The 17,751-nt window shown below is 42.4% G+C and carries 23 protein-coding genes; 18 read left to right on the forward strand and 5 right to left on the reverse strand.

All coding sequences use genetic code 11. The features are described 5' to 3' along the window. Positions 1 to 116: 116 nt before the first annotated feature. The 12 genes from CH373_RS18825 to CH373_RS12505 all read left to right on the forward strand — a co-directional run bounded on the left by CH373_RS18825 (position 117) and on the right by CH373_RS12505 (position 9,853). Entirely contained in the window at positions 117 to 956 is an 840-nt protein-coding gene (locus CH373_RS18825; protein WP_243393379.1) for an RHS repeat-associated core domain-containing protein, read from the forward strand. Continuing rightward, positions 916 to 1,377, forward strand: coding sequence for a hypothetical protein (locus CH373_RS12445; protein ID WP_100713214.1), 462 nt, complete (start codon positions 916 to 918; stop codon positions 1,375 to 1,377). Before CH373_RS18825 ends, CH373_RS12445 begins: the two co-directional genes overlap by 41 nt. Before the next feature lie 770 nt (positions 1,378 to 2,147). Next, complete coding sequence (locus CH373_RS12455; RefSeq protein WP_100713212.1) at positions 2,148 to 2,408, forward strand: type II toxin-antitoxin system RelB/DinJ family antitoxin; 261 nt, start codon at positions 2,148 to 2,150, stop codon at positions 2,406 to 2,408. Further along, on the forward strand, positions 2,405 to 2,677 hold the full coding sequence (locus CH373_RS12460; RefSeq protein WP_100713211.1) for a type II toxin-antitoxin system YafQ family toxin: 273 nt from the start codon (positions 2,405 to 2,407) through the stop codon (positions 2,675 to 2,677). Before CH373_RS12455 ends, CH373_RS12460 begins: the two co-directional genes overlap by 4 nt. 244 nt (positions 2,678 to 2,921) lie before the next feature. Then, complete coding sequence (locus tag CH373_RS12465; RefSeq protein WP_100713210.1) at positions 2,922 to 3,626, forward strand: Lcl C-terminal domain-containing protein; 705 nt, start codon at positions 2,922 to 2,924, stop codon at positions 3,624 to 3,626. A gap of 291 nt (positions 3,627 to 3,917) precedes the next feature. After that, positions 3,918 to 4,274 carry a hypothetical protein gene (locus CH373_RS12475; RefSeq protein WP_100713208.1) on the forward strand — a complete coding sequence of 119 codons (357 nt, stop codon included), beginning with the start codon at positions 3,918 to 3,920 and terminating at the stop codon, positions 4,272 to 4,274. 78 nt (positions 4,275 to 4,352) lie between these two features. Next, positions 4,353 to 6,359, forward strand: coding sequence for a chitobiase/beta-hexosaminidase C-terminal domain-containing protein (locus CH373_RS12480; RefSeq protein WP_100713207.1), 2,007 nt, complete (start codon positions 4,353 to 4,355; stop codon positions 6,357 to 6,359). 153 nt (positions 6,360 to 6,512) lie between these two features. Continuing rightward, positions 6,513 to 6,887: a hypothetical protein gene (locus tag CH373_RS12485; protein WP_100713206.1), complete on the forward strand. Its 375-nt coding sequence runs from the start codon at positions 6,513 to 6,515 to the stop codon at positions 6,885 to 6,887. Positions 6,888 to 6,893: 6 nt separating this feature from the next. Next, entirely contained in the window at positions 6,894 to 7,547 is a 654-nt protein-coding gene (locus tag CH373_RS12490) for a formyltransferase family protein (RefSeq protein ID WP_100713205.1), read from the forward strand. A 74-nt stretch (positions 7,548 to 7,621) separates the two neighbouring features. After that, positions 7,622 to 7,924: a hypothetical protein gene (locus CH373_RS12495; RefSeq protein ID WP_100713204.1), complete on the forward strand. Its 303-nt coding sequence runs from the start codon at positions 7,622 to 7,624 to the stop codon at positions 7,922 to 7,924. A gap of 120 nt (positions 7,925 to 8,044) precedes the next feature. Next, the gene (locus CH373_RS12500; RefSeq protein WP_100713203.1) at positions 8,045 to 8,920 is read left to right on the forward strand and encodes a sterol desaturase family protein; all 876 of its coding nucleotides are present in this window, start codon (positions 8,045 to 8,047) and stop codon (positions 8,918 to 8,920) included. Positions 8,921 to 9,289: 369 nt separating this feature from the next. After that, a complete protein-coding gene (locus tag CH373_RS12505; RefSeq protein ID WP_100713202.1) occupies positions 9,290 to 9,853 on the forward strand; it encodes an acyl-CoA thioesterase in 564 nt (187 codons plus the stop codon). Between the two features lie 106 nt (positions 9,854 to 9,959). Here the strand turns inward: CH373_RS12505 and CH373_RS12510 are convergent, their stop codons facing one another. After that, entirely contained in the window at positions 9,960 to 10,391 is a 432-nt protein-coding gene (locus CH373_RS12510; RefSeq protein WP_100713201.1) for a universal stress protein, read from the reverse strand. Positions 10,392 to 10,595: 204 nt separating this feature from the next. After that, complete coding sequence (locus CH373_RS12515; RefSeq protein ID WP_207761449.1) at positions 10,596 to 11,453, reverse strand: amidohydrolase family protein; 858 nt, start codon at positions 11,451 to 11,453, stop codon at positions 10,596 to 10,598. Positions 11,454 to 11,574: 121 nt separating this feature from the next. Between CH373_RS12515 and CH373_RS12520 the strand changes: the two genes are divergently transcribed. Next, positions 11,575 to 11,982, forward strand: a complete 408-nt coding sequence (locus tag CH373_RS12520; protein ID WP_125169936.1) for a hypothetical protein — start codon at positions 11,575 to 11,577, stop codon at positions 11,980 to 11,982. Between the two features lie 124 nt (positions 11,983 to 12,106). Here CH373_RS12520 and CH373_RS12525 read toward each other — a convergent pair whose 3' ends face one another. The 3 genes from CH373_RS12525 to CH373_RS18885 all read right to left on the reverse strand — a co-directional run bounded on the left by CH373_RS12525 (position 12,107) and on the right by CH373_RS18885 (position 14,444). Beyond that, positions 12,107 to 12,739 (reverse strand): HD domain-containing protein, encoded by a 633-nt coding sequence (locus CH373_RS12525; protein WP_100713199.1) that lies wholly within the window; start codon positions 12,737 to 12,739, stop codon positions 12,107 to 12,109. A 39-nt stretch (positions 12,740 to 12,778) separates the two neighbouring features. Beyond that, on the reverse strand, positions 12,779 to 14,119 hold the full coding sequence (locus tag CH373_RS18575) for a trypsin-like serine protease (protein WP_100713198.1): 1,341 nt from the start codon (positions 14,117 to 14,119) through the stop codon (positions 12,779 to 12,781). Positions 14,120 to 14,249: 130 nt separating this feature from the next. After that, the gene (locus CH373_RS18885; protein ID WP_100713197.1) at positions 14,250 to 14,444 is read right to left on the reverse strand and encodes a GDCCVxC domain-containing (seleno)protein; all 195 of its coding nucleotides are present in this window, start codon (positions 14,442 to 14,444) and stop codon (positions 14,250 to 14,252) included. Between the two features lie 424 nt (positions 14,445 to 14,868). On the opposite strand from CH373_RS18885, the gene rpsF reads away from it, so the two are divergent. Genes rpsF through dnaB form a run of 5 tightly spaced genes read left to right on the forward strand, consistent with a single transcriptional unit; the run spans position 14,869 to position 17,726 of the window. Next, the gene (gene rpsF, locus CH373_RS12545; protein ID WP_100713195.1) at positions 14,869 to 15,144 is read left to right on the forward strand and encodes a 30S ribosomal protein S6; all 276 of its coding nucleotides are present in this window, start codon (positions 14,869 to 14,871) and stop codon (positions 15,142 to 15,144) included. Beyond that, complete coding sequence (locus tag CH373_RS12550) at positions 15,137 to 15,580, forward strand: single-stranded DNA-binding protein (protein WP_100713194.1); 444 nt, start codon at positions 15,137 to 15,139, stop codon at positions 15,578 to 15,580. Before rpsF ends, CH373_RS12550 begins: the two co-directional genes overlap by 8 nt. Positions 15,581 to 15,595: 15 nt before the next feature. After that, complete coding sequence (gene rpsR, locus CH373_RS12555) at positions 15,596 to 15,910, forward strand: 30S ribosomal protein S18 (RefSeq protein WP_100713193.1); 315 nt, start codon at positions 15,596 to 15,598, stop codon at positions 15,908 to 15,910. Positions 15,911 to 15,921: 11 nt separating this feature from the next. Then, positions 15,922 to 16,386: a 50S ribosomal protein L9 gene (gene rplI / locus CH373_RS12560; RefSeq protein WP_100713192.1), complete on the forward strand. Its 465-nt coding sequence runs from the start codon at positions 15,922 to 15,924 to the stop codon at positions 16,384 to 16,386. 17 nt (positions 16,387 to 16,403) lie between these two features. Continuing rightward, entirely contained in the window at positions 16,404 to 17,726 is a 1,323-nt protein-coding gene (gene dnaB, locus CH373_RS12565) for a replicative DNA helicase (RefSeq protein ID WP_100713191.1), read from the forward strand. The last annotated feature ends 25 nt before the right edge of the window (positions 17,727 to 17,751 follow it).

The following is a 17,751-nucleotide window of genomic DNA, read 5'->3' on the forward strand; positions in this document are numbered from 1 at the left end:
GAGATAGACAGGAAACGGGAAACGCATTCACGAAGAGTGAGCCAGGAAGGCTCACGTCCCGGAGCTCGATACAGGATGTATCGGCGAAGGGTGAGGGAAGCGGTTCACGTTTCCGATTGAGCTCAAGAACCTGCTACTACGATCCACAGATCGCGAGGTTCACAAGTGCAGATTCGATCATTGATGGCGAATACGATACTCAGGGTTGGAACCGATTTGCATATGTGAAAGGGAATCCGGTTGGTGCGAAGGATCCGAGTGGGCATCAGTCCGTTCCATGTATGACGGGTGAATGCTTAATGTCTGAAATAGGTCGGCCCATCACTTCTAATGAATACGTTGGAGGTATTAGGAAGGCAGCAGAAAATCCCAATTATCAGATGCTTAAGATGATGCCAGGAGGTGGGCTGGCTGACTACCTGATGCAGGCGTCTGCAGATATTGTTGAGAAAGATTATGAAAAGTTAGCGATCCGATCCACAAAAGTAATTGCTATAGAAGCGTTAGGAGCGTCAGCAGCGCATTTTCCTGCTATCGCAAAATCCTTCGGCGGAGTAGTAGGTAGATGGGCAACTGGAAAAACGGTTCGATACGGAGTTGAACTATCAAAAGCGGACATAAAACTAGCTCTTAAGAACGTTAACTACAATGGGACCGAAGCGAGCTTAGGGAAATATTATGGAAACGGAAGCTATAAGAATTATACAAGCATGAGAAATACGAAAAATGGATTAAGGAGCTATTATGATATCGGGAACCGGTACAGTCAATTAAACGATTACGGTCGAGGTGCTCTAAACAGAATATTTATCGATGAGATAGCTCGTTTAAAGCAGACTGCGAAATTCAACATTCCATTGAATGAAGCGGGAAGATGGGGAAAAGAAGAAATCAGATGGTTAAAGGAAGCCGGCTATGTGGAAAAAGGGAAGAAAGCACTTTCGTCCCCTAGATAATAATTTGTTCACTCTCATTGATTTACTAAGGAATCATTTATGGCCTTTAGTAATGTTTTATCCGATGGATGTGGGGTCAATTTCTTATGATCGTGGGCGAGGTTCGAGCGCAACCCTTAGCATAACTGGTATGGGGCTTACAGTTTGGTTTTTTTCAGAATTGAATGAAATCGACGCGCTACTTGAGCCAATGAATCAACTACGCGATTGGGAAATGTATCGCTTAAGTAAGCTTTCAAGTTTATACGGAATAGGCAAAAAATTTGTAAACGAAGAACAAGGTATAGTGAATGAAATAGACTTCTTAATAAGTAATGTAGAAGAGATTTCGAAATTTTTTACCTCGAAGGAGATTAATAAGAAGAGGTTAAACTACATTTTAAAAGAAGAAGAAATGTATCCCGACCTGTTAGAAGATTGATTGTCCCCTGCGAAATACAATGTACAGCTCCATATATGGATAAATACTTAGAAAACCTAAACCAAATTATGGAATCATGGTTCCATCCGAATGAGGAGTTAACAGCCACTGGTATTTGAAAAAGAAATAACCAAAACAGATTTGACCGAAAGTAAGTATGAATCCAAACTAAACAACTCCAATCTGAAATATATGGATTTTGAATATTTATCTATGAATGTATCTGGCTGCACCGGCGGTGCAGCTGGAAACAGAAACCGGTCAGAGATCGCTCATTGACAACGATTCCTTAGGAAAGCGAGAGCGGACCTTAGGAAGAAATAAAGCCGCCAGGGAAACGGAGGGCTTTAGTCCAACACAGAATTACAATGAATGCGTAAGGCTGGATACGTGGAACGTGTTGGATGAGCGATTAGCGAACCCGTAGTAGCCCGGTCCCGCGTAGCGGGAGGCGGCCAGCAACACTCGCCGAGAGATAGACAGGAAACGGGAAACGCATTCGCGAAGAGTGAGCTAGGAAGGCGCACGTCCGAGAGCTCGATACAGGATGTGTCGGCGAAGGGCGAGGGAAGCGGTTCACGTTTCCGAATGCACTCAAGAGCCCTCAGAGTTTTATAAAACCTACAAAACGATCTTTCTTCGATTGCTATGTTGACTCTGTTTCTTTGAGTTCCCTTTGCCCGGATAAGTTTTTAGCAAAGACTAAACTACAGTTAAAGACTTGACGATGTATCTCAAATGGGGAACAAATGAGTTAAAGGATGTTTGCCATGGCGAAAACAGCAATGATTCGAGCGAGAGTCGAAGGTAACTTAAAAAAAGATGTAGAAAGCATACTGGATCACTTAGGCATCTCCGCTTCGGAAGCTATCAATATTTTCTATCATCAAATTAAACTGACTAAAGGTTTGCCTTTTCCAGTTAAAATACCGAATAAAGTAACGCAGAAAACTTTTAAGGCTACAGATAAAAAGAAAGGTCTAAAATCTTTTAAATCTAAAGAGGAACTATTTAAAAAGCTGGAGATATGAAATTCATCCCTAGCTTTACGACTCAATTTAATAAAGATATTAAGTTGCAGAAAAAGCGCAAGAAGGACTTAAATAAACTCAAAGGAATCCTGTCGCAGTTGATTGAAGGCATTCCATTGAATGTAAAATACAAAGATCATAAGTTAAGTGGGAATTACAAAAACCGGCGTGAATGCCATATTGAACCTGATTGGCTTCTAATCTATAAGTTAGATGGTAACTCTATCATATTCGAAAGAACTGGTACACATTCGGATTTATTTGATTAATTTCATTTTGGCCATTCGACACACCAGGATGTATCGGCGGAGGATGAGGGAAGCGGTTCTTATTTCCGAGTGTTCTCAAGTTACTTAAAATTAACCAAGGATAATCAGCAAAACTTCGCATTACAGCGATTATTTTACGAAGTGCTTCCAAGGTTAGAGTTGATTTTCCCTTCGGACAAATAAGGATTGTTCCAAGCTCTCATTCGAATGGGACCAACTAATAACGAATTGGGACGAAACATAAATGCAGCGTATTCTAATTCAGCTTCCAATTTCCTTTCTTAGTCTTCTATTGCTAGTCTCGTGTAACAAGGCTTCTGCGATCAATCTGGATGCTTCCAAATCTCCGATTGGGCTTGCATTGGATTGGGTGCAATCCGGTGTGAATGCAGGAAACGCAGAATTGGCTGGTGTTGTAGAAACTCCTATCTTAGGCGAATATTACGAATATACAAACTTCAAGGTAATGAAGTGTGCTATTGGACAAAATTTGACCGATCCAAATTGCTCAGGAGAACCTCAGAGAATTTCTTTTTGTTCTTCCAATGATAACAAGTGCGAAAAAATCTCATACAATGCGGACGGAAGTCCGGTCAACGAGACTGAGCTGAAGTCAGGTCCGTTATTTGACTCCTGCAATCAGTTAAACCAAATGAACGACGGAGCTGGGTTTGCCGGAATAAAGACTTGGAGAGTACCTAGTTGCGAATATTTCTCTTCCTTCGGATATATGTGTGAAGTTTGGCATATTTATCAACACTACTTAAAGAATTCGCAATATTTTCCGAATTTTCCGGAAGCGAATTATTGGTCTTCTACCGGAAGCACGCTCAATCAGATGGCAATCGCGATCGCTTCCTACCAAATGAATGGCTACACTTCGGATCATGAACTTTATATTCCGAAGACGAATCAAGAAGTAGTCCGCTGTATTGCAGGACAGAATTAGTGGAGAAAATTCCACTGCATTAGGTCGGAACACATTCGATTTTCTGCATCTCCCAAAAATGAAATCGATTTAGCATCTGCAACTGTACTCGTTTTGCAGGTTGCAATATTTCTGATGCGTATCTGCAGAATGTTTCGATGAACACCTTTCTTTCTACAGCATTCTAGTTCCTCTATCGTGCTTTTTCGAGCGGAATTGAAATTTCGAAAGCATGTAACTCTGGAAAAAGTTTGCCCGCAGTGTCTTGATTCGAACAGTGGCAATTAGCACAACAATTTGAAGGTATTCACCATGTCAAAAATGGTAGTAATTAAGTTTTTTATTCTCGGATCACTCTTCGTACTTGCCTCCTGTGTAAGCGGTTCATTTACGAGAACAGGCAGAGTGTATCCAGCTCTTCCAGAGAATGCTCAAGTCGATGTAGTAATGCGTTCTACTCCGGATTATAAGTTTGAAGTTATCGGTATGGCAGAAATGAAAGGTGGAACTTTGGATATGCAGCTCGAGAAAGCCAGGGCTATCGCAAGGGAGAACGGCGGGGATGTGCTCATCTTGGCCGAAACTTCCACACAATATTATATGGGTGCAAACGGACAGGTTAGCTCTGCCGACATTAGAACATTCGAAATCGCCAAGAGAATCAAGTAAATCGTTAGGTCGATCAGGGACCGTGGCAGAACATATTTTAGTAATATGCTATTCTTTGATCGGAGGGGAGATCAGTAAGTGAAAGCTTTTGGAAAGCTTTTTGTAAGCGCTAGTATTTTAGTTTTTTGTTATGGTTGTTTCGATAACGGAAAGGAAACTGGTGGAGCTTTTCAGTATCTATTTGCTGTGCTCGGTCTTTCATCCGGGAATCCAAATCCAGAATATTTGATTCTCGGAAGACCTGTGGATCTGGATGGGAACGGCTCCTTGGACGGCACTCCGGTTGATGTTAATGCAGATGGCGAGTTGGATGGAATCGATATAAATGGAAATCAGCTTCCGGAAATGTTGCTCGCAGATTCTAATTCCGACGGAAAATCAGATGCACTGGACATTGATGGAAACGGATCTTCTGATTTTTCGTTTTGCTTTCAATCTGGAAAGCTGTCTTTAACAAGCGAGCAGAACTGCAACGGCAGCAAAATTTCGATTTTAGATGGCAATGGAGATTCTCTTCCGGATGGCTTTGATACAAATGAAGATGGATCGATTGATAATTCTATTCTTTCGCAATTACGCACTGATTTAACTCCTCCTACAATTTATAGAACGGCTGGAAATCCGCCGGGGACCTATACAAGTCCTCAAAGCATTACGATCACCTGTTCCGATTCAATCGGGCCCGCTGGGGTTCTCTATAGTTTGGATGGCAGCGAACCTAGTTTCCAAACTAGGAATAGCATTTATGTAAGGAAACCTAGCCTTTCGATTCGACTCGGAACGTTTGCAGACGGGCAAAGTTTGATTAAGTATAAATGCATCGATCTAGCCGGAAATCAGAGTGGGACGCATTCAGATTTATACCAAGTCAGAACTTCCGGTATTAGCGTAAGTCTATCAGTTTCCTCTAAATATATAAGTGCCAATGGCGGTGCCATCAATTCATCCAACATAAAGTGGTCTTCGAATAATAATGGTTATTACACGATCAGGGACGGAGGAGCGAATTGTGCAGAAGGTACTGAGATGTTTAGCGGGTCCAACCAGTTCAATCAAGAAGTCAATAATTCAGTTAATGCTGTGAATCATTTTTCTAGAGAAGGTCAGAAGACATTTACTGTTTATTCCTATTTTGATAATAATTCCAATGGACTTTGCGATCCTTTGGTAGATCTTATCGGCTCGAATCATGTGACGGTCCATAGGGATGATACGCCGCCTAACGTTACGACTACTCCTGCACCAGGCAATTACACGACAGATAAGTCAGTTGCGCTGGTTTGTGCAGATCAGATCGGGGGCGTTGGTTGTGATAAGGTCGTTTATACATTGCGTGCCGGCAGCTCTCCTGCCGATCCTGTGATCAATGCTTCAACCGGTACAATTTCTTCGGGGATAAAATACTTTGCACCTTATACTCTTTCGGATAATACCGTACATTATTTCCGTTATCTTGCGAGGGATCTTGCAGGAAATGTATCGCAGGTGGTAGAGTCCGTCTTTGCCTTGGATAAATCTGTGGCTCAAATCAAACTCTATTTACCTCCGGAATATCTGAACCAATCCACGAATCCAACTTTAGAGTGGAGAAGTGATCGAGTAGGAAATTATGAAATTCGAATCGATGGAAACGATTGTTCAGAAGGGACGGTGGTCCTTTCAGGTTCTGTCGGAGCATTTATTCAAATGTATTCTGTAATACCGAATTCGAATATAGGACCAAATTTCAGTACGGTTCGTGTTTGCGTAAAGAGTGCCGTCCAAACTGGTTCGGCTAGTTTTCTAGTTACCCGTGACGACACAGTTCCAAGCGTATCGATGAGTCCGAACGGAGGGAACTTTCCCTCAGCAACAAATATTCAGCTTAGCTGCAACGATACTATTTCCGGAGGATCGAGAATTCTGATAACCAGTGACGGTTCTGATCCGAACTTTGGAAGTATAGGAACTCCGCTGCATGGAACAGAACCACTGAATGGCATCGTCGTTATGGGCCACGGTTCCTTTACTCTGAAGGCAATCTGTCAGGATAAGGCTGGAAATGTTTCTTCCATAGAAAGTGCGGCTTTTACTTCGAGTGATTGAGGCGCCTAAAAAAGTTTACTTATAAACTGTCGAAGTTATTTTTGTAAATGCAACGATTGGGGCAAGAGGAAATGTTCAGAGTTTCTTCCGATTCCAATCGGTAGCATTGAATCCTTTTTTACTTTAAGGCGTTCAAGATTTTTGAATATTTTCATGAAGACTGAAGAAATCTTTCATTTTCTAGGCGTGGTTTTTATCAATTTAAAGCGATCTGAATTGGCCTATAATGAATACAAGAAGAATGGAAAAACATTTCTTTATGCTAGTATTCTGAAGGATTGCAATCAAAGAATTCGGGAAGCGCTTTTAGAAAAATCTTATTTACTTTCGCCAAATTTGCAGTCGGATGCGATTGCTCTTCTATTTCATCTCGATGTCTGGTTGCTAAAATGGGAGCAGCTTCGAGAGAAATTGAAGCCCGATCTGGAAGACGAATTTGTTTTTCAAAATAATATTACATGTCCAAGAAACTCAGTTGAGAATTTAGAGAAGGAGTTTGAAAGGTTAAGGGAGAATATTCCTAGATAGAAAATTATGAAAATATTATTTGTTGGTAAAGCGAACGATAAATACGCGGAACAGGCTGCCAGATATTTAAAGCAGATATTTCCGGATTCCTTGGTTGTGTTCGGTTTACGGGGAGAGAAAATGCCGGAATTTTTCGAAACCTGGCAAGGCGATTACGTTTTCTCTTATTTATCGCCCTGGATTATTCCTGCTCGGTTGTTGCAAAGTGCGGCAAAAGGTGCTATCAATTGGCATCCGGGTTCTCCTGAGTATCCGGGAATCGGATGTACCAACTTTGCAATTTATAACGGCGAAACTGAATTCGGAATAACTTGCCATTATATGAATCCTGCGGTGGATACAGGAAAAATAGTCGAAGTGAAACGCTTTCCCATTTTAGAAAATGATACAGTTTTTTCCATTACGGAAAAATGTTATGCTTTGATTATTAATTCATTTTTCCGAATCGTCGAAAGGATTGCCAATCACCTGATTCTGCCTGAGTCAGACGAAAAATGGCAAAGGAAGCCTTTTACCAGAAAAGAATTGGATGCCCTTTGTGAGATCAAGCCAGATATGTCTGCAGAAGAAGTGGAAAAAAGAATCAAGGCGACTACATATGATAAACCTTGGGCTTACACGATCATTCAGGGAAAGAAATTTTACTGGATAGGTAAGTAGAGTTTTCCTTCTGGATTACATTTCTCCTCAATAAATTCTTGCCTTTCACAAATTCGGAGCTTTAGATAGAAAGCATGTCCGACAGTTCATTCTTAGAAAAGTTTTATAAAATAGCCGCAGTGTTGCTCGCGATTTCGGTGTGTGCGTATTTAATTCTTTGTGGAAAGTCCTCTCGAGAAACAGTGGTCGCACCTGTAGAACCGCTGGATCCGAATGCTCAGTACAGATCTATTGAATGCCAAGATATGGCCGCGAGATTGCGCCAAATGCACATTTTTCTCAGTACATCCAAGGCAGGGCCTTCCGCAAACGAAATTAACAAGAAGGATTCCTTGCAAAGTGAATTCAACATAAAATGCGCCGGAGATCGGATATAGAAGAGTGTTCACTTAGCATTTATGGATAAATGTATGTTTCACGATAGCCATAGTGCTGTCGGTTCGAATCGGTGGATGAAGACGGAGTCACGAAGCTGGTGCAGCTAGTCGAGTAAAAATATGTGGGATTTTTTGCAACAGTGTGTTGATATCGGAATCTATTTTTCTCTACTTGGAATTGGACTGGCTCCTTTAGAGCAGAGATTTGCCGCCCACAACCAGCCATTTTTTCGAAAGGAGTGGGTGACTGACTTTTTCTTTTTTTTGGGAGGAAATCTGCTTTGGACCAAGGCTACTTTAGTAGTTCTGTCGTTCATTCACGAATTTGTTTATTATAATATTCCGAAGTATATATCTGAATTTGCTAGATCATTTCCGCTAGTAGTACAGATATTTGTAGTAATATTCCTTTCGGATCTATTCATTTATTGGGCGCATAGACTTTCCCATAAATACGATATACTTTGGAGATTTCACAAAATCCATCATACCGCGGAGCATTTGGACTGGCTGGCTGCATTTCGGGAGCATCCATTAGATAATATTTATACTCGTGTGATCGTAAACATTCCGGCTTTAGTGCTCGGATTTCCTTTGGAGGCAATCGGTTCTTTTGTAATTTTTCGTGGCGTTTGGGGAAATTTTATCCACTCGAACACAGATTTCGGTTTGGGGCCTCTGAAATACATTCTAGGCACTCCTCGTCTCCATCACTGGCACCATGATTTGGATAAGAACTCCTCCTGCAATTTTGCAAATCTAATGCCTATGATGGATGTATTATTCGGAACCTTTTACGACCCCGGAAAGATGCCGGAGAAATACGGGATCGATGATCCGATTCCTAGAAATTACTTTTCTCAGATTTTCTTTCCACTGTTACCGAACTCATTACAGCAATCTTTGCGAGAGAGCAATGCTGCATCTTTTCTGCACGGACTTTTGAGAACTCGATCGGATCCGCAATCCGCGGAAACATCAAATGCAAATTCATAAAGTTGAGATTCGCGCTGAATCTGTTTATTCAATCATTGGGGAAGTACGGAATAGATGGCCGGATCGCTTGACGAGTGAACAGATTTATTTTAGCGAACTTTATTATTAACAAAAGTTAATATTTAGACCCTGGTCTTCAGATTATTTTTTCTGAATGATTTGACTCAACCATTCAGATCAGATCAGCTATACATACGGTGTAGATTCGATTTAGCAACCTCGATCACTATTCTCGCTAAACTGTAGTTAGTTGGTAGTAGGATTTTGCGAGGTGCATAAGAATATACTTTATACGCTATTCCTAATGGTGAATTGCGGTATATACATGTAAGCCTCGATCGAAGTCGATCAGAATTTGGAAGTTTTTTTATGAAATTAAGATTCAGAGTTCTTTACTTACTTTTGTCCGGTTTTTGGAAGAAGCCGATCGGTTTCCTGGAACAAGCTACTCTCAGACTTTCCGTTCTTCCGAACGACATTGATATTCAAAGAATGACCAACGATCGGTACTTTGCGTTCATGGATTTAGGGCGTTTTGATTTTATGAGAAGGCTCGGCTTACTTCGGAAAGCTTTCTTAGTGAAAAAGTGGGTGCCTCTGATTTTGTTTCAGACAATTCACTATCGATATCCGATCGGTTTATTTCAGAAGATCGAACTCAAAACAAGAGTACTTTGGTGGGATGAATACGACTTTTGGATCGAACAAGTTTTTATGAGGAAAAATCGAATCTTAGCAACCGGATATGTCCAAGGCGCCTGGTTCGGAAAAAAAGGAAGGATTTCCTCAACTGAATTTTTTGACTTAATAAAAATGGAATATTCTACTCCCCATCCACCTGCAAACCTCGGACCTTTCCTGGACGCAAGTCGGCAAATAGTTTCCGGGGCAAAAAGAAAAAGTCAGGAGCCTAGCTCGGTTCTGCAACTTTGAACTGTATAGTCAGACTAGTGATATGGCTAGACCGGCATAGTTTCGCTAAGTGCAGCTCGACTAAGCCAAGCCGGAGTCATATTGAGCCTGACTCCTGATTTTTGCATCACCTAACTACGGTTACTGCACAAGGCGCATGGTGGACAACTCTGTCCGAAACACTTCCCACAATAAATCTTCCGATTGCGCTTCTTCCTCTGCTGCCGATCACGATCAGGTCGCTTTTTTCTTTTTCGGCCATCTTGCAGATTTCCTCCGCAGGATATCCTTCTACGACTTTTCTGGTCCATTTGACTTCGCTGTGATCCAGAAGTTTGTGTGCGTGCTCGAATCTTTTTTCGGAAAGCCACTGCACCCTATCTTTTCCTTCCGGAGGAGCTTCGTATCTACCTGGAAGCGGTCCGAAATCCTCGACAACTTCTAAAATCAATACCTCTGCTTTACTCACCAATGCAAGGTGAAGAGCCCAGTCAAGAGCTCTATCGGACGGATCGGATCCGTCTACAGGAACTAAGATCTTTTTTAGTATATGCTCCATTTCGGGCAGAATACCAGGTCAGAATAAAATATCCAGTCGAAAACCGGGTGCACAGTATTTGAGAAAAGTCTCCCTTAGAAAATTGTACTGTTCGCGCCTGCGGAGTGAGCCATGATTCGCGCAGAAATGATTCTAGGCTCGGCAAAGCGAAACTTTCCACTCAAAGAGTCAATTTCGTAGGATCGGAATTTGATGGATTGCAGATCACTTACTCTCGAGTCTGAAAATTCGCTCTGCATTTTTGTGTCCGAAATATCGCAATACAGGATCGGGTAAATTTAACTTGGAAAGTTGTCTTGCACATTCCACGTGATTCAGCTGAGGGTAATTCGTTCCAAACAGTACCTTCTTTCGCCCGAAGCCTTTCATATAATCTAGCAAGGCGGAAGGATACGCATTCGGTTTGTAAGCGGAAGTGTCTATAAATACGTTCTCATGTTTCCACGCGACAGCGATCATTTCTTCTGTCCAAGGATATCCGATGTGTCCGCACACGATTTTTAGATCTGGGAAGAGTAGGGCCACTTCATCTACGTATGGAATCGGACGTCCTGTTTCCGAAGGTTTCAAGGGACCAGTATGACCCACTTGCGTACAGAAAGGGATTCCGAGTTCTATACATTTGGTGTATAAAGGAAAATAAAATCGATCATTGGGGGCAAGGTTCCAAAGCCACGGAACAATTCGCAGTCCGACAAATCCAAGTTTGGTGACTGCTCTCTCTAATTCTCGAACTGCTTTGGTAGGATCGGTTAAATGAACTGTCGCTAACCCTTTGAATCTCTTAGGAAATTTATTACAAATTTCTGCGATTTCATCGTTATCGATTACCCACCCCTCAGGCCTGCACCACGCAGAAAGAAGAACGATATCTGTTCCGGACTGATCCATTTGTTGGATCAATTCTTCTATGCTCACATCTCTCGAAAGAATTTCACTGGAGCCAGAAAGGCTTAAGAGTCGATGCACCTCCGGCATTCGATCCATAAATTGGCGCAAAGGTGGTTGTGCCCATACATCGATCAATTTTAGTGGAGAAGACTGCTTGATCGGAGCGTTCATATGTGCTCTCCTCACTTAGCTTGAGTAAGAAAATATTATTGAATATGTATATATTGCGGGTTAAAAAATCTCGTCTACAAAAGAATAGCGGCTAACAAACTTTAAATGGTTTATATACAAAATGAAACTTAGACTTTCACCTTTCCGCGCCAGGTTGACCTTAATCATAGATAGCATTTCTGCTTTAGTAGCAGGGTGTTTCGTTCTCAGCATGCACCCACAACTATCCGATTTGTACATGCTCCCGCACACTGAGTTGATTTTTATCGGGATCGCAAACTTGCTCTATGGCTCCTATTCAGGATCCCTAGTCCTTCGAACTTTGCTTGGTAAAAAGGTTCGGCGTCGATGGATCACTCTGTTGGTTACTGCGAATCTTTGCTGGGCACTAGTCTGTGTCGGGATATTCGTTCAAAATTGGGCTTCGATTCATATTTTGGGGGCCATGCACATTAGCTTTGAGGGAATGTACGTAACGATATTAGCCTTGTTCGAATATTATTTGGTTCGCCCACTGGCGGTTCGATAGAAATTAAGAAGGAAAAATTCTAACTTGTTTGGAACGAATCTTCTTTCTTTTCACACGGTCAACAGATCATCAAACCAAAGGTTTTCACGCAATAAGTTCGCGTCAGAGATGTCGCGTTTCATAATCATTCATCGGTCTGGCTTGAGAGTTCATCTAACTCCTGTTTGATGTTTTTCCTGGCTTGTTTTTCATATTTCTCGTAAAAGTAATCTGTTTTGTAAATTCTATCCATCGTTAAAAAGTAATGGAGCACTTTCATGCGGCCGGCTTTATAATCGCCATCAGAATAGATGGAATACTCTTTTCTAATATTCTGGCAATAGTCGGAGTAAACGATTGAGTTCTCTCCTAAAATAGATAAGTCCGCATCCAAAAATAGCTTTGTATCGGAATTATCGCTATTCGAATGCCCCTTCGTAGCTACAATTTGAGAAGAACATAGCCGTAAGCTATCCTCCGGATAATGAATGGAACGAAGTCTTGCTTCCGCAAGCTCAGCGCTTTTTTCTTCATTGTCAGTAGCGGACACGTCATAAACAATATCATGATATACGATTGAAAATAGGACCGTGTCCCAATCTTGGATCTGACTTTTTACCTGGGAAAGATTGTTTGTTAAGTTTTCAATATGACTTAGATTATGATAAAACCGATTTGGTTCCGAATAGTGTTGTACTACTTCCTGCCAAATAGTTTCAATCAGTTGTTCCTGCTTTTCATACTTTTGCACAGTCTCTAGAAACTTTTGTCTAAGCATATTTTCTTTTGTTCAGCCTTCGTTCTTTACCCTAGGCATCTACCAACGTTCACTCCAATTCCATGTTTGCCATTGTCCGCCGAAGCAAGTTTGAAATTCCACTGGTGTACGATCTTCCGTAGAAGCATTGCGTGAACTAACACATAGAGGCAGTAGATAGGCTGGTGTTGGACCCGGACCTGCGATAGCACCTGTTCTTTGAATTGCAAACTTTTGGAAGGAATTCGTCTCGCTGCAAGCCTGAACCGTAAACTGGACTCCGTTTTCACCGGTCCCGGCATCCAAGCAGAGTCCGTCTCTGTAGTAGATAAGACCCTGAGGATAAATGACCCATTTCTGCGCCACAGTCCCATTGCAAATATACAATTGGACGGGAGTTCCGGGGTCTGTTCTGGCTCCTTCCACATCCAAACATTTTCCACCAGGGCCTTTAATCACAGCTGGGAAAAGTTTTTCCAAATAAGCAGTCCGTTTCCAGTAGGAGTCAAATACAAAAGTCTCAATCGGATAAGGACTTTCGGATCGTATCTTGCTTTCAATCCAGTTGAGTTCCCTTTCCACTAAGTTTCCAGACATGATATTGCTGGTTTCATTCCTGCCATAATGCACAGCGAAAACCATCGGGAGAAAATCAACATTCTCGCCTACGCTGCGATAAAAAAAGTAAGGAGATCCTGAATCGCCATCACAGGTATGAGAGTTGGAGTATCCTTCCCCTCTAATCATGTTACCATTTAAATAGTTAAGTAGATGAGCTGTGGAGAAACGCTTTATACCGCTTGTTCCTGCCTCGCAAGGAATATCTGAACCGGAATCTGATCCTAGTCCATAACCCGAAAAGTAGTAAAAATTAGATTCATTCCGATTACGCCAGTAAGCTCTCTGGTCAGCAAAGATCTGCCCTTTTGGGAAATAAGGAGAGAGTAGTGGACCTCTCAACTGAATCAAAGCCAAATCTTTTTGCGAGGTACTGGGATTATAGTTTGGGTGAATAAAGTAGTCAGCTGGATTTACATGAATCTCTACATTCGATCCACCGAATGGTGTATAAGAAACCCAAATTGTGTCGGTACCAGCGGTGACACAATGGGCGGCGGTCAAAATCCAGTGCTCTGCGATCAGAGTTCCGGAGCAAGGGCCACGTCCTGATGCTTGGAATTTTACGACAAAGGGCCAAAGACCGTTTCTCTCGGGTACTCCATTTACAATATGATTTGCGCCCTCTTCAGGCAGATAAAAGTGCGGAGCAGACTTTGGTGTTTGTGCGAGAGCTAATATCTCGGAATTCAATTCACCAGATTTTGAATTGTTGCAATCGAAAGACAAGCAGGTGAGGACAACCACTAATAAACACTTCCATATATTTGTTTTTTTTCTCATAGGCAACTCCTTGCACGGTTTCTCGTTATGAATTCAATAGGATCTTGTCATTTAACAAAATGTTAGGTGATGATTTGAGCGAAAAAAAGATGGAAGCCATTAGCTATTAGTTAATTAGATATACTCGTTGTTAGGACAGCTGCTTCGGTGGACAAGGAACGGATCCGTAGGAACAAAACACGCAGCAATCTCCAGGTTTTGGTTTTAGCAAGCTGCCGCAATGTTCACACTTGTAAAAATACTGACAAGCGTCCAGAGGCATGATTTCCTCTTTTTGAAAGTTGCATTTCGGGCAAGTGAGAATGGAAGCTGTAATTAGGTTCATCGCTCGATTCCGGTTTCTTTTATGGAACTTTGGGATCCAGGAGTTCTTAGTTTGCTAAGAGGTTTCTTCAAAGATATACCTGACATCTTATCACATTGAACGAATGATTCGACCAGAGAAATCTGGGCTAAAAAGATGTCGGAAAATTGAGCAAGTAAAATATAGTGCTCATCTCTGTAGGAGCTCCTACAGCCTCTCCGCTCGTATTCGGCTTGCCAAAAGATCGGATCTATGGCATGCGCGACTTCGGAGGGCCGCTCGAGGGGGCCCGCCTTCCCACCACCATCCCCCCACCCACGAAGGGCGGGGCCCTTCAAGACCCGATTCCACTTGACCGCACGGCCACTTGTGAAAAAATAGTGCAAAATCTATTCTTCTGCTCGCCGCAATCACGCAGACGGGCTTTTAACCATAGGAGAACCTTTTGAGAAACTACGAGATAACTACAATTACGCGCGCAAACGCGAAAGAAAGTGCAAAAAATGAGGTAACAGACCTCTTTAATAAGCACTCAATCAGCGTTACTGCGGAAGAAGACTGGGGCCAAAAGAAGCTCTGGCATCCTATCCATCACCAGGATTACGGTGTCTTTACTCATTTTAAAGTAAATGCCGATCCAACTGCCATCGACAAAGTGGAGCACGAGTTCAAACTCAATCAGAATGTTCTTCGCTCCATGATCGTTCGACTCAATGGCTAACGATATCAATCGGGTGACCCTAGTAGGTCGCTTAACCAGAGATCCTGAATTTAAGACCGTGAACGGTACGTCTCTGGTAAACTTTTCCCTGGCGAATGGTAGAACCTTCGTTTCAGGTGGAGACAAGAAAGAAGAAACTCATTTCTTCGATTGCGAAGCCTGGGGAAAAGGAGCGGATATTATCCAGCAATATTGCAAAAAAGGCAAACAGCTGATCATTGAAGGTCGGTTGAAGCAGGATACTTGGGAAACCATGGACGGCAAAAAAGCCTCTCGCATCCGTATCGTCGTGGAGAACTTTCAGATGATCGGAAGCAAAGACGGAGGAGGGAGCGATTCGAATTACGGATCAAGCTCTTCTTCTAGCGGATCTTCTTATGCACATTCTCAAGAAGAAGTGGGAAGTTCCGGAATGGACGACGATATACCCTTTTAATTAGGAAACGAAACTATGGCAGAGAACGAAATCCAAGAAGAAACAGGAAGACCAGAAGCTTCCGCAGAAATGCAAGGCATGGATGAAACCGGTCGTGCACCGAAAAAGCAGAACAAATACAAAAAGAAAGTTTGTCGCTTTACTGCAGACCCGGAACTTGCAAAACAAATAAATTACAAAAACATTGAGTTATTGGAAAGATTCATCACGAATCGTGGGAAAATCATTCCAAGAAGAATCACAGGTACTTCTGCAAAATACCAAAGAATTCTTGCTCGTGAAATTCGTAAGGCTCGGAGCATCGGCCTCCTTCCTTTCAAAGTGAACTAAGGAGACTACGAATGAAGGTTATTTTACAAAAAGACGTATCCAACCTAGGCGACGCCGGAGATATCAAGGAAGTTGCGGACGGATTTGCTCGTAATTTCCTTTTCCCAAAAAGATTGGCAGTTCGCGCGAGCGAAGGAAGCACCAAGATGGCTGTTCACCAGAAAAAGCTGGCTGAACTGAAAAAGGAAAAGCGTCAGAAAGCAATGGAATCCGTATCAGGAAATCTGAACGGAAAAGAATTCAGCATTCTTGTTAAGACCGGTGGCGGGGACAAACTCTTCGGAGCAGTAACCCCAATGGACGTGGCTTCACTTTTGAAAAAAGAAGGCTACGAAGTCGAGAAGCGTAAGATCGAGTTTCCAGAACCGATTCGCTCCCTCGGTACTTATAAGTTGAAAATCCGCCTTGCAGAAGGAATCCTTCCCACCATCACGATCCACGTGAAAAAAGAGGAAGGTGTCGTAGCCGAAGGTTAATTTACCTTTAGGTCTGAATGCAAGCCGACTCTCTTTTCGAATTGGAATCCGAGAAGTCTTTCTTAGGATTCCTACTACTAAAGGGAGCGGACAATCTGATAGATATTCCTCTGGAAGCAGAGGATTTCTATCACGATACCAACCGAAGAATCTACAAAGCAATCGCAGATCTAGTAGATAAGCGAGTTGCTGTCGACCCAGTCTCCGTTCTAAATTATCTAAAAGAAAATTCCCTCCTTAAAGATCCAGAGAAGGAATATGAATATATTTATTCTCTGTACAGAGATACTGTAGTCTCTCATCCACTGCATTATTATTCGGAGAGGATTCGTAGACTTTCCGAAAGAAGAAAATACTCCAAGCTTTTACTTCAGGCTTTGGACCTGATCCAAAAAGAACCCGGAGAAAACGAATCCGTCTTTAACCAGATCGAAAGAAGTCTTACCGAGGTTTCTCGCGCCGTAGACGTAAAAGGATTATTACCTGTAGCGCACGATAAGGCTGCGCTCTCTGAATATATTAAGGATATCATGCAAAGTCGGGGGCAGATCAAAGGTCTCCGCACGAATTTTACCCAGTTTGACGAAATGACTTCCGGTCTGAAAGAATACGAGCTGATGGTTCTCGCTGCTCGACCTGGAAACGGTAAAACCACTCTAGCGATGAATATCGCTTCGAACGTAGCTTTGATTCATAACAAACCTGTGGTGATCTTTTCTTTGGAGATGAGCCGGATGGAGCTCCTACTGAAGCTAGTTTGTTCGACTGCCCAAGTGGAATCTAGCAAACTCAAAAGATCCGAAGTCACAAAATCCGATGCACCGAAATTATTGGATGCAATTGTAAAAGTCACCTCGGCTCCGATTTACATAGATGATTCCGGTGCGCTGACTGTGGACGACTTTAAAGGGCGGATTCGAAAGCTTTTGACCACAGAGTCTTTAGGTCTCATCATTGTAGACTATCTACAGCTAATGAGTGATCCGAAGAGTAGGGACCAAGGAAGGCAGAACGAAGTAGCATCGATTTCTAGAACCTTAAAACAGATTGCAAAAGAGGCAAAATGTCCTGTGATCGCTTTGTCTCAGATGAATCGATCTATTGAGCAGAGGTCTCGGGACCAAAGACCGCAGCTCGCGGACTTAAGGGAATCGGGAGCTATCGAACAGGACGCAGACATAGTAACTTTTATTTATCGAGGAGAAAGGGGAAAGGACGACGAAGAAGATCCACGCATGAAAGGAATGGCGGAGATCATCGTAGCGAAAAATCGTTCAGGACCGACCGGTTCTTTTTCCCTTGCCTTCCGACCGGAGCTGAGCAGATTTGATAACGTATAATTCACCGACAGGTAATATAGGAACG

The organism is Leptospira perolatii, assembly GCF_002811875.1.
Taxonomy (GTDB): domain Bacteria; phylum Spirochaetota; class Leptospiria; order Leptospirales; family Leptospiraceae; genus Leptospira_B; species Leptospira_B perolatii.

Coding starts and splice junctions, on each gene's coding strand:
- CH373_RS12445 (WP_100713214.1), top strand. CDS start 916: ATGTGGAAAAAGGGAAGAAAGCACTTTCGTCCCCTAGATAATAATTTG.
- CH373_RS12455 (WP_100713212.1), top strand. CDS start 2,148: ATGGCGAAAACAGCAATGATTCGAGCGAGAGTCGAAGGTAACTTAAAA.
- CH373_RS12460 (WP_100713211.1), top strand. CDS start 2,405: ATGAAATTCATCCCTAGCTTTACGACTCAATTTAATAAAGATATTAAG.
- CH373_RS12465 (WP_100713210.1), top strand. CDS start 2,922: ATGCAGCGTATTCTAATTCAGCTTCCAATTTCCTTTCTTAGTCTTCTA.
- CH373_RS12475 (WP_100713208.1), top strand. CDS start 3,918: ATGTCAAAAATGGTAGTAATTAAGTTTTTTATTCTCGGATCACTCTTC.
- CH373_RS12485 (WP_100713206.1), top strand. CDS start 6,513: ATGAAGACTGAAGAAATCTTTCATTTTCTAGGCGTGGTTTTTATCAAT.
- CH373_RS12490 (WP_100713205.1), top strand. CDS start 6,894: ATGAAAATATTATTTGTTGGTAAAGCGAACGATAAATACGCGGAACAG.
- CH373_RS12495 (WP_100713204.1), top strand. CDS start 7,622: ATGTCCGACAGTTCATTCTTAGAAAAGTTTTATAAAATAGCCGCAGTG.
- CH373_RS12500 (WP_100713203.1), top strand. CDS start 8,045: ATGTGGGATTTTTTGCAACAGTGTGTTGATATCGGAATCTATTTTTCT.
- CH373_RS12505 (WP_100713202.1), top strand. CDS start 9,290: ATGAAATTAAGATTCAGAGTTCTTTACTTACTTTTGTCCGGTTTTTGG.
- CH373_RS12510 (WP_100713201.1), bottom strand. CDS start 10,391: ATGGAGCATATACTAAAAAAGATCTTAGTTCCTGTAGACGGATCCGAT.
- CH373_RS12515 (WP_207761449.1), bottom strand. CDS start 11,453: ATGAACGCTCCGATCAAGCAGTCTTCTCCACTAAAATTGATCGATGTA.
- CH373_RS12520 (WP_125169936.1), top strand. CDS start 11,575: ATGAAACTTAGACTTTCACCTTTCCGCGCCAGGTTGACCTTAATCATA.
- CH373_RS12525 (WP_100713199.1), bottom strand. CDS start 12,739: ATGCTTAGACAAAAGTTTCTAGAGACTGTGCAAAAGTATGAAAAGCAG.
- CH373_RS18575 (WP_100713198.1), bottom strand. CDS start 14,119: ATGAGAAAAAAAACAAATATATGGAAGTGTTTATTAGTGGTTGTCCTC.
- CH373_RS18885 (WP_100713197.1), bottom strand. CDS start 14,444: ATGAACCTAATTACAGCTTCCATTCTCACTTGCCCGAAATGCAACTTT.
- CH373_RS12550 (WP_100713194.1), top strand. CDS start 15,137: ATGGCTAACGATATCAATCGGGTGACCCTAGTAGGTCGCTTAACCAGA.
- rpsR (WP_100713193.1), top strand. CDS start 15,596: ATGGCAGAGAACGAAATCCAAGAAGAAACAGGAAGACCAGAAGCTTCC.
- rplI (WP_100713192.1), top strand. CDS start 15,922: ATGAAGGTTATTTTACAAAAAGACGTATCCAACCTAGGCGACGCCGGA.
- dnaB (WP_100713191.1), top strand. CDS start 16,404: ATGCAAGCCGACTCTCTTTTCGAATTGGAATCCGAGAAGTCTTTCTTA.